General features: G+C 62.4%; 9 protein-coding genes and 1 pseudogene. 6 read left to right on the forward strand and 4 right to left on the reverse strand.

Translation table 11 applies throughout. The annotated features are described in order from the left end of the window. Positions 1 to 90 precede the first annotated feature (90 nt). Genes glcD through ACSFE6_RS29460 form a run of 4 tightly spaced genes read left to right on the forward strand, consistent with a single transcriptional unit; the run spans position 91 to position 4,292 of the window. On the forward strand, positions 91 to 1,590 hold the full coding sequence (gene glcD / locus ACSFE6_RS29445; protein WP_435430892.1) for a glycolate oxidase subunit GlcD: 1,500 nt from the start codon (positions 91 to 93) through the stop codon (positions 1,588 to 1,590). Further along, a complete protein-coding gene (glcE, locus tag ACSFE6_RS29450; RefSeq protein ID WP_435430893.1) occupies positions 1,590 to 2,654 on the forward strand; it encodes a glycolate oxidase subunit GlcE in 1,065 nt (354 codons plus the stop codon). The genes glcD and glcE overlap by 1 nt, the downstream gene beginning before the upstream one ends. A 3-nt stretch (positions 2,655 to 2,657) precedes the next feature. Beyond that, complete coding sequence (glcF, locus tag ACSFE6_RS29455; RefSeq protein WP_435430894.1) at positions 2,658 to 3,875, forward strand: glycolate oxidase subunit GlcF; 1,218 nt, start codon at positions 2,658 to 2,660, stop codon at positions 3,873 to 3,875. A 15-nt stretch (positions 3,876 to 3,890) separates the two neighbouring features. After that, entirely contained in the window at positions 3,891 to 4,292 is a 402-nt protein-coding gene (locus ACSFE6_RS29460; RefSeq protein ID WP_435430895.1) for a heme-binding protein, read from the forward strand. Positions 4,293 to 4,304: 12 nt separating this feature from the next. On the opposite strand, the pseudogene ACSFE6_RS29465 reads toward ACSFE6_RS29460, so the two are convergent. Then, positions 4,305 to 4,382, reverse strand: a pseudogene (locus ACSFE6_RS29465) (outer membrane lipoprotein carrier protein LolA); the annotation flags it as partial. A 59-nt stretch (positions 4,383 to 4,441) separates the two neighbouring features. Here ACSFE6_RS29465 and yghX point away from each other — a divergent pair. After that, positions 4,442 to 5,329, forward strand: coding sequence for a YghX family hydrolase (yghX, locus tag ACSFE6_RS29470; RefSeq protein WP_435430896.1), 888 nt, complete (start codon positions 4,442 to 4,444; stop codon positions 5,327 to 5,329). Positions 5,330 to 5,438: 109 nt separating this feature from the next. Here yghX and ACSFE6_RS29475 read toward each other — a convergent pair whose 3' ends face one another. From ACSFE6_RS29475 to ACSFE6_RS29485, 3 genes are all read right to left on the reverse strand, one after another. Next, positions 5,439 to 6,092 carry a peroxiredoxin gene (locus ACSFE6_RS29475; protein ID WP_435430897.1) on the reverse strand — a complete coding sequence of 218 codons (654 nt, stop codon included), beginning with the start codon at positions 6,090 to 6,092 and terminating at the stop codon, positions 5,439 to 5,441. A gap of 285 nt (positions 6,093 to 6,377) precedes the next feature. Next, the gene (locus ACSFE6_RS29480; RefSeq protein WP_435430898.1) at positions 6,378 to 7,322 is read right to left on the reverse strand and encodes an aldo/keto reductase; all 945 of its coding nucleotides are present in this window, start codon (positions 7,320 to 7,322) and stop codon (positions 6,378 to 6,380) included. Continuing rightward, complete coding sequence (locus ACSFE6_RS29485; protein ID WP_435430899.1) at positions 7,319 to 8,596, reverse strand: NTP/NDP exchange transporter; 1,278 nt, start codon at positions 8,594 to 8,596, stop codon at positions 7,319 to 7,321. Before ACSFE6_RS29485 ends, ACSFE6_RS29480 begins: the two co-directional genes overlap by 4 nt. Positions 8,597 to 8,648: 52 nt before the next feature. Between ACSFE6_RS29485 and ACSFE6_RS29490 the strand changes: the two genes are divergently transcribed. Next, complete coding sequence (locus ACSFE6_RS29490) at positions 8,649 to 9,434, forward strand: alpha/beta hydrolase (protein ID WP_435430900.1); 786 nt, start codon at positions 8,649 to 8,651, stop codon at positions 9,432 to 9,434. Positions 9,435 to 9,562 lie beyond the last annotated feature (128 nt).

Raw genomic sequence — 9,562 nt, forward strand, 5'->3', positions numbered from 1 at the left:
CGTCGGCACAGCCAGCATCCATGTGTCTGACCCACCGCTTTCGCGAGCAGGCTCGCTCCCACAGTGATTGCCAACGAGTGTCGTACGCCGATGAACATTCTTTACGATGAACGCGTCGACGGCGCCCTCCCGGACGTCGACAAGAACGCGCTATTGCACGCCCTGCATTCCCGGTTGCCAGAACTGGAAATCCTGCATCAGCAGGAGGAGCTCAAGCCGTACGAATGCGATGGCCTTTCGGCGTACCGCACCACGCCGATGCTGGTGGTGTTGCCCCGCACTGTCGCGCAGGTTCAAGGCGTGCTGCGCCTGTGCCATGAGCGACAGGTACCAGTGGTCGCCCGGGGTGCCGGCACCGGTTTGTCCGGAGGGGCCTTGCCCCTGGAAAAAGGCGTGTTGCTGGTGATGGCGCGCTTCAATCAGATCCTGCACATCGACCCCGCCGCCCGCACCGCGCGGGTCCAGCCGGGGGTGCGCAACCTGGCGATCTCCCAGGCCGCCGCCCCCTATGGCCTTTACTATGCGCCAGACCCCTCGTCGCAAATCGCCTGCTCCATCGGCGGCAATGTTGCCGAAAACGCAGGCGGAGTGCATTGCCTGAAGTACGGCCTGACCGTGCACAACGTCTTGAAAGTCGAGATCCTCACCGTCGACGGCGAACACCTGTGCCTGGGCTCCGATGCCCTCGATTCGCCGGGCCTGGATCTGCTGGCCTTGTTCACCGGCTCCGAAGGCATGCTCGGGGTGATCACCGAAGTCACGGTCAAACTCTTGCCCAAGCCACAGTCCGCCAAGGTGCTGCTGGCGGCGTTCGACTCCGTGGAAAAGGCTGGACAGGCCGTCGGCGACATCATCGCCGCCGGCATCATCCCTGGGGGACTGGAGATGATGGACAACCTGGCCATCCGCGCCGCCGAAGACTTCATCCACGCGGGTTACCCAGTGGATGCCGAAGCCATCCTGTTGTGCGAACTCGATGGCGTCGAAGCCGACGTCCACGACGACTGCACACGGGTGCGCCAGGTGCTGGAACAGGCGGGTGCAACCGAAGTCCGCCTGGCCCGGGACGAAGCCGAGCGCGTGCGTTTCTGGGCCGGGCGCAAGAACGCCTTTCCGGCGGTGGGTCGCTTGTCGCCGGACTATTACTGCATGGACGGCACGATTCCTCGTCGAGAATTACCCGGCGTCCTGAAGGCCATCGCCGACCTGTCGGCCGAATACGGCCTGCGGGTGGCCAACGTGTTCCATGCCGGCGACGGCAACATGCACCCATTGATTCTGTTCGATGCCAATCAGCCGGGCGAACTGGAGCGCGCCGAAACCCTGGGCGGCAAGATCCTGGAGCTGTGCGTGAAGGTCGGCGGCAGCATCACCGGTGAACACGGCGTAGGCCGCGAAAAGATCAATCAGATGTGCGCACAGTTCAACAGCGACGAGCTGACCCTGTTTCATGCGGTCAAAGCCGCATTTGACCCGAGCGGCCTGCTCAACCCCGGCAAGAACATCCCGACCCTGCACCGCTGCGCCGAATTTGGTGCCATGCACGTGCATGCCGGACAACTGCCCTTCCCTGACCTGGAGCGTTTCTGATGCACGGTACAGGCGATATGGACGACAGCAGCGCGCTGCTGGAACAAGTCAACCAGGCGCTGGAAAACGCCACGCCGCTGCGCATACAGGGTGCCAACAGCAAGGCCTTCCTGGGACGCATCGTGGCCGGTGAAATACTCGACACCCGCGTCCATCGCGGCATCGTCAGTTATGACCCGACCGAGCTTGTGATCACCGTACGCTGCGGCACGCCGCTGGCCGAATTGACGCAAGTGCTCGACGATGCACAGCAAATGCTGCCCTGCGAGCCGCCCGCCTTCGGTGACGACGCTACCGTGGGCGGCATGATTGCCTGCGGGCTGTCGGGACCACGGCGGCCGTGGTCCGGTTCGGTGCGCGACTTTGTCCTCGGCACCCGGGTGATCACCGGTCTGGGCAAGCACCTGCGCTTTGGCGGTGAAGTGATGAAGAACGTCGCCGGCTACGACCTGTCGCGCCTGATGGCCGGCAGCTACGGCACATTGGGCCTGATCACGGAAGTCTCGCTCAAGGTCCTGCCAAAACCCCGGCAAGCCTTGAGCATCAGCCTGGAAATGGACAGCGAACGCGCTTTGAAGCAACTGGCGCAATGGGGTCAGCAGCCCTTGCCGATCAGTGCTGCCTGCCATGACGGTGAGCGCCTGCACCTGCGGCTCGAGGGCGGTGACGGTTCGGTGGCGGCGGCCCATGATCGCTTGGGTGGCGAGCGGCTGGACAGCGCCTTCTGGTCCGATCTCAATGAACAGCGCTTGCCGTTCTTCGATGAGGATCAGCCGCTCTGGCGCCTGTCACTACCCAACAATACGCCCAAATTGTCCCTGCCCGGCCGGCAACTGATCGACTGGGGCGGAGCCCAGCGCTGGCTGAAATCCGACGCCGAAGCGTCCTTCATTCGCAAGGTAGTCGATGAAGTTGGCGGGCATGTGACCTGCTACAGCCACAGTCTGGTCGACAACCCGTTCCAGCCGCTGCCGGTCGCCCTGATGCGCCTGCACCAGAACCTGAAACACCAGCTCGATCCCCAGGGTATTTTCAACCCCGGTCGCCTGTACGCGGAGCTTTGAACCATGCAGACCACCTTGAGTGAAACCGCCCGCCGACTGCCCCGCGCCGAAGAGGCGGACAGCATCCTGCGCACCTGCGTGCACTGCGGTTTCTGCAATGCCACGTGCCCCACCTATCAATTGCTCGGCGATGAACTGGATGGCCCGCGCGGGCGCATTTACCTGATCAAGCAGGTGCTGGAAGGCAACGAAGTCACGCAAAAGACCCAGCAGCATCTGGACCGGTGCCTGTCGTGCCGTAACTGCGAAACCACCTGCCCGTCGGGTGTCGACTACCACAACCTGCTGGACATCGGCCGCGCGGTGGTCGATGCCGCCGTACCGCGTCCGATCGGCCAGCGTTTGCTGCGCGAGGGATTGCGCAAGGTGGTACCGCATCCCGAGCTATTCAAAGGTCTGGTCAATAGCGGCCAGGTGTTCCGGGCCTTGCTGCCCGACGCGCTGCAAAGCAAATTGCCGCGCAGCACAGCGCCGAGCAAGCAACGCCCCACGGCGCGCCATGCACGACAAGTGCTGATGCTTGAAGGCTGCGTGCAACCGGGGCTGTCGCCCAATACCAACGTAGCCGCCGCCCGGGTACTGGATCGGCTCGGAATCAGTGTCACGCCAAGCCGCGGAGCCGGCTGTTGCGGTGCCGTGGATTATCACCTGGACGCCCAGGCTGCTGGCCTTGACCGTGCTCGGCATAACATCGACGCCTGGTGGCCCATGATCGAAAACGGCGTCGAGGCCATCGTGCAGACAGCCAGCGGTTGCGGCGCCTTCATCAAGGACTATGGCCACCTGCTGACCCGCGACCCTGTCTACGCCGACAAAGCCAGAAAAGTCAGTGCCCTGACCAAGGACCTGGTCGAAGTGCTGCGCGATGAGCCACTGGAAAAACTCGGTATCCACAATGCCCATCGCCTGGCTTTCCATTGTCCCTGCACCCTGCAGCACGCGCAGAAACTCGGGGGGGCGGTTGAAGCGGTACTCGAACGCCTGGGTTTCAACCTGACCTACGTGCCTGATAGTCATTTGTGCTGCGGTTCGGCGGGCACCTACTCGCTGACCCAACCCGAACTGTCTCGGCAATTGCGCGACAACAAAATGAATGCGCTGGAAAGCGGCTACCCTGAACTCATTGTCACGGCCAATATCGGTTGCCAGACACACCTGGATGGCGCGGGACGTACGCCTGTCCGGCACTGGATCGAAGTGGTCGAAGCCGCATTGCCTTGAATCCGGAGATCACCGATGAACCGCAAAGCCGTGCTCAGTCAGACCGAAGTCGGCCAGATCCTCACTGCGGCGCGCAATGCCGCGCAAACCCATCAATGGCCGGTGACCATCGTGGTCGTCGATGACGGCGGCCATCCCCTGGCCCTCGAACGCCTCGACGGTGCCGCGCCCATCACCGCCTACATCGCCACGGAGAAGGCCCGAACGGCTGCCTTGGGCCGCCGCGAATCCAAAGGCTATGAAGAAATGGTCAACGGTGGACGCACGGCCTTCCTGTCCGCACCGTTGCTGACCTCCCTGGAGGGAGGCGTGCCGATTATCGTCGACGGACAGGTGATCGGCGCGGTCGGGGTGTCCGGGGTCAAGGCCGAGCAGGATGCGCAGGTGGCAAAAGCCGGGGCGCAGAGCCTCAAATAAACACCAATCCCCTGTAGGAGCGAGCTTGCTCGCGAAAAACTTGAGAGCCCCACGGGGTGTCAGGCTTCCAGCGTTATCGTTGACGACCATCGCGAGCGAGCTCGCTCCTACAGGGATCCTGTACGCCCAGCCAAAGAGGAACCACACAGATGCCCCGCCTTACTGCGAAAGACTTTGCCCCGGAGCTGCTGGAACTCTACGACTACTACGCCCACGGCCTGATCAACCGGCGTGAGTTTCTCGACCGGGCGGCGTTGTTCACTTTTGGCACCATGACGGCCAGTGCGTTGCTGGCTTCGCTGAGCCCGAACTATGCACTGGCCGAACAGGTCGAGTTCACCGATCCGGACATCCTGGCCGGGTACATCACCTACCCTTCTCCCAAGGGCCACGGCAACGTTCGCGGCTATCTGGTGCGCCCGGCCAAGGCCACCGGCAAGGTCGGCGCGGTAGTGGTCGTGCATGAAAACCGTGGGCTCAACCCGTACATCGAAGACGTCGCCCGGCGACTGGCCAAGGCCGGGTTTATCGCGTTGGCGCCGGACGGCCTGAGTTCGGTCGGCGGTTATCCCGGCAACGATGAAAAAGGCAAGGCGTTGCAGGAAAAAGTCGATCCGGAAAAACTCATGAACGATTTTTTCGCCGCCGTGGAATGGCTGATGAAACACGAGACTGGCAACGGAAAAGTGGGCATCACCGGGTTCTGCTACGGCGGTGGCGTCACCAATGCCGCGGCGGTGGCCTATCCGGAATTGGGTGCTGCGGTGTCGTTCTACGGTCGCCAGCCCGACGCCAAGGATGTACCCCGGATCAAGGCCCCGCTCATGCTGCACTATGGCGAACTGGATGCCAGGATCAATGAAGGCTGGCCAGCCTTTGAAAAAGCCCTGAAAGCCGATGGCAAGACCTATGAGGCCTATATCTATCCCGGCGTGAACCACGGTTTTCACAATGACTCCACGCCGCGTTATGACGAAGCGGCGGCGAAGCTGGCGTGGGACCGGACGTTGGGGTGGTTTCGCAAGTATCTGGTGTGACTGAAAGTTGATTGGTTTGCAGGACCGGCCCCTTCGCGAGCAGGCTCGCTCCCACAGTTTTGATCGCATCTCCCTGTGGGAGCGAGCCTGCTCGCGAAAGCGGTAGTGACTACTTGGGTTGTGCCACGGTCCGCAGGTAAGGTTTCAGGGTCTTGAAGCCATCCGGGTATTTCTTCTTCGCATCTTCATCCGAAACCGACGTCGGGATGATCACGTCTTCCCCCGGACGCCAGTTCACCGGGGTCGCGACGGTGTGCTTGGCATTGAGTTGCAACGAATCGAGCAAGCGCAGCACTTCGTCGAAGTTGCGCCCGGCGCTCATCGGGTAAATCAGCATCGCCTTGATCTTCTTGTCCGGGCCGACGATGAACACCGAGCGCACCGTGGCGTTGTCCACGGCCGTGCGCGACCCGCCGCTGGCATTGGGGTGAATCATGTCGTAGAGCTTGGCCACCACCAGGTTTTCGTCGCCGATCAGCGGGTAGTTGACCGCATTGCCCTGGGTTTCCTCGATGTCACCGACCCACTTGTTGTGGTCGCTGACCGGGTCGATGCTCAGGCCGAGGATCTTGGTGTTGCGCTTGTCGAACTCGGGTTTCAGTTTGGCCAGATACCCAAGTTCAGTGGTGCAGACCGGGGTGAAGTCCTTCGGATGGGAAAACAGGATGGCCCACTTGTCGCCGATCCATTCGTGAAAGTTGAGCCTGCCTTCGGTGGTGTCGGCGGTGAAATCCGGTGCTTCGTCGCCAATACGGATTGCCATGTTCGATCTCCTTGCAGTAGTGGTTGGGGGAAGCGAGCCAGTCAACGCGGACAGTATAGGAGAGCTTTCAAGACACACCGCCCAGCAGTGAAATCAGCAAATAAAGCCCTGGGTAAACATCAATACCTCAGGCGAGTAGAAACCTGTGGCGAGGGAGTTTACTCCCGCTGGGGCGCGAAGCGGCCCCCTGCGTCAATTCAGATAGATTGCGTTGGTTGGATCTGCGACTGCTTCGCAGCCGAACGGGAGTAAACTCCCTCGCCACAGATCTGCGTCCGCTTAAATCTACTCCACCAGCGCAATCAACTGGTGTCGCTGGGCATCGGTCAGCGTCGGGCCGAAGCCGGCGCCGGCGTTTTCCGCCATGTAGCGCGGGTTGCCGGTGCCGGGGATGACGCAGGTCACCGCCGAATGCGACAACAGGAATTTGAGCGCAAGCTGCGGCCAGCTCTTGACCCCGACTTGCGCGGCCCAGCCCGGTAGCGGCTTGTCCTTGAGCCGGGCGATCAGCCCGCCACCGCCGAACGGCCGGTTGCAGATCACCGCCACGCCGCGCTCCCGGCACAGCGGCAGGATGCGTTTCTCGACGCCGCGATCGTCCAGGGCATAATTGATTTGCAGGAAATCCAGGGGCTCGGCCCTGAGCACCGCTTCGACCTCCTCATAAGCCGACGGAGTGTAATGGGTGATGCCGATGTAGCGGATTCGCCCCTGTTCCTTCCAGTGGCGCAAGGTCGGCAAGTGAATCTGCCAGTCCAGCAGGTTGTGAATCTGCATCAGGTCGATACGGTCGGTGCGCAACAGCTTGAACGACTGCTCCATCTGCGCGATGCCCTCCTCGCGACCCCGGGTCCACACCTTGGTCGCCAGGAACGCCGGCGAACGTGGTTCGTGGATCGACAGCAGTTCGCCGGTGTTCTCCTCGGCGCGACCGTACATCGGTGAGCTGTCGATCACCGTCCCGCCCTTCTCGAACAACGCGCGCAACACCCCGGGCAGTTGCTTGTAGGCCGGCTCCTGGGGCGCGACATCGAAGCCGCGATAGGTGCCCAGCCCGACGATGGGCAGTGGTTCGTTGCTCGAAGGGATGGCACGGGTCTGCATGGTCTTGCCTCCTGTTCCCGTCGCCAGCGCGATTTGCGCAACCGCCGGAGCGAACGTGAAGACCGCCGAAGCGCCGGCAGCCAGCGTGAGTATTTTCCTGCGGGTGAAACCGTCCGGATGGCTCATGACCTGTCCCTCAACCGTTGCTCCGGCGCGGCGCGCAACGCCTGCTGCCTGGCCAGCCACAGGCACAATCCGCCCCATAACCCGGCAAATGGCACGATCACCACCGCGACCAAACCGAACCCCGCGCCCAGCGCCGTCAAACCGGCGGACAACCAGCCACTGGCGGCATCGCCACCGCGATAGACCAAGGTTTCGACCACGTTCTTGGCCTTGTACTTCTCCTCGCGGCTCACCACCGTCCACAACACCTCTCGCGCCGGTCGCACGATGGCGAATTCCACCGCCCGGCGCAGCCCCTGGGCCAGCGCCACGGTCGTCGGCACCGGTGCCATGGCCATGGCGGCGAAGGCCACGATCGTCGCCAGCGGCAAGGCAACCAGCGCCCCGCCAATGCCCACCAGGCGGATCAACGGCGCCGTCAGCAGCAGCTGGAAGGCCAAGGTCAACGCCGACACGATCAAATCGACGACGGCGAAGAATTGCGTCCGGCTGCCAGTATCAGCGTAGCTGCCAGCGACAATCCGTCCCTGCTCGAAATACAACAAGGTCGCGGCACTGGTGTGCAGCAGCATGAACAGCACCAACCCCAACAAGTACGGAGAGCGCAGAATCAGGGTGATGCCGGCAAGGATGCTGCCACCCATGCGCCGTTCGTCGATTAGCCGATTGCCAGACTGCGACTGGGTGCGCGACAGCAGTCCCCGGTAGCAGCGCACGGCGACCTCCAGCAGCAACGCCGCCGCCACGGTCAGTGCCATCGGCCCCAGTCGGGAGACCATGGTCGCCGCCAGCAACGGCCCGATAAAGGTGCCGAGGGTGCCGCCCGCCGCAATACAACCGAACAGCCGTCGCCCCTGCTCGCTGGAAAAGCGGTCGACCAGCACACTCCAGAAAATCGAGACAATGAACAGGTTGTAGATACTGATCCAGACAAAGAACACCCGCCCGACCGTCACCGGTGCGACACGGTTGGCGATCAGCACGCCGAATACCAGCATGGACACGGCGATCACCCGGTAGATCAGCGGCACGAATCGCGTGGCCGGCAGCCGCGACACCAGCGCACCGAACACCGGCACCATCAGCAGCATGACCACGAAGGTGGCAGTGAACAGCCATTGCAACTTGTCGGCGCCGCCTTCAAGGCCCAGGGCATCGCGCAGCGGCCGCACCAGGTAGTAGCTGGCCAACACGCAGAAGTGGAAGGAAAAGCCCAGCACTAGTGCAGCCCTTTCGGCCGGCCGCACATCGAGCCATTGAGGAAGATGGGGCATCGGTGCCCTCCTTTACCGCCAGCTACACTTCGACAGCACCCCGGAGCCGTCAATGCCCACTAACGTTAGCCGAATGTCCCGAACCCTGGTGTTGGTCGTCGTCATAGTCGCAGTGCTGTACCTGGCGCTTTGTGCCGCCTTGTTCGTGTTTCAGCGTGCGCTCATCTACTACCCGCAGCCCCGTGCCGTGGGCTCATCCGAAACGCTGCTCACGCTACCCGTCGACGATGCGCAGGTGCTGGTCTCGATTCGACCGCACAAAGGTCCCAAAGCGCTGATCTATTTCGGCGGCAACGCCGAAGACGTCTCGCGCAGCCTGCCGGAATTCGCCCGGGCCTTCCCCGAGCATGCGCTGTATTTGATGCATTACCGAGGCTACGGCGGCAGCAGCGGCTCGCCCTCCGAAGAAGCGATTGCCCGTGATGCCATGGCCTTGTTCGACAAGGTCTACGCCGAGCATCCGCAGATTGCCGTGGTCGGGCGCAGCCTGGGTTCGGGAGTCGCCGTGCGCCTGGCCAGCGTTCGCCCAGCGGAAAAACTGCTGCTGGTCACGCCGTACAACAGCCTGGAAGAACTCGCAGCGCGGCAGTTCCGCTGGTTTCCGGTGCAGTGGTTGTTGAAGGACAAGTTTGAATCCTGGCGCTATGCCGAACACATCAGGGTGCCGACACGGTTAATAGCGGCCGAACAGGATGAAGTGATTCCGGCGTCCAGCACCCGGCGGCTCTTGAGCCATTTTCCCGAGGGTGTGGCGACCCTGCAGGTGATTTCCGGGACGGGGCACAATTCGATTGGTGAGAGCCCTGAATATCTAAAGGCATTGGGGGAAGAACTGTAGATCCTGAGCAATGCATCTTCACTGTGGGAGCGGGGAGGGTTGTGGGGGGGGGGAGGGAGTTCGAGTTGATTGCTGTTGATTTGCCTTCTTTTTAGGCGCCGGCCACTCCCGTCGCTCTTTCTTTCTTC

This window comes from Pseudomonas baetica (assembly GCF_051216495.1).
Taxonomy (GTDB): Bacteria; Pseudomonadota; Gammaproteobacteria; order Pseudomonadales; family Pseudomonadaceae; genus Aquipseudomonas; species Aquipseudomonas baetica_B.

Bases quoted from the DNA above. Each gene is read 5' to 3' on its own strand.
- glcD (WP_435430892.1), top strand. From the start codon at position 91: ATGAACATTCTTTACGATGAACGCGTCGACGGCGCCCTCCCGGACGTC.
- glcE (WP_435430893.1), top strand. From the start codon at position 1,590: ATGCACGGTACAGGCGATATGGACGACAGCAGCGCGCTGCTGGAACAA.
- glcF (WP_435430894.1), top strand. From the start codon at position 2,658: ATGCAGACCACCTTGAGTGAAACCGCCCGCCGACTGCCCCGCGCCGAA.
- ACSFE6_RS29460 (WP_435430895.1), top strand. From the start codon at position 3,891: ATGAACCGCAAAGCCGTGCTCAGTCAGACCGAAGTCGGCCAGATCCTC.
- yghX (WP_435430896.1), top strand. From the start codon at position 4,442: ATGCCCCGCCTTACTGCGAAAGACTTTGCCCCGGAGCTGCTGGAACTC.
- ACSFE6_RS29475 (WP_435430897.1), bottom strand. From the start codon at position 6,092: ATGGCAATCCGTATTGGCGACGAAGCACCGGATTTCACCGCCGACACC.
- ACSFE6_RS29480 (WP_435430898.1), bottom strand. From the start codon at position 7,322: ATGAGCCATCCGGACGGTTTCACCCGCAGGAAAATACTCACGCTGGCT.
- ACSFE6_RS29485 (WP_435430899.1), bottom strand. From the start codon at position 8,596: ATGCCCCATCTTCCTCAATGGCTCGATGTGCGGCCGGCCGAAAGGGCT.
- ACSFE6_RS29490 (WP_435430900.1), top strand. From the start codon at position 8,649: ATGCCCACTAACGTTAGCCGAATGTCCCGAACCCTGGTGTTGGTCGTC.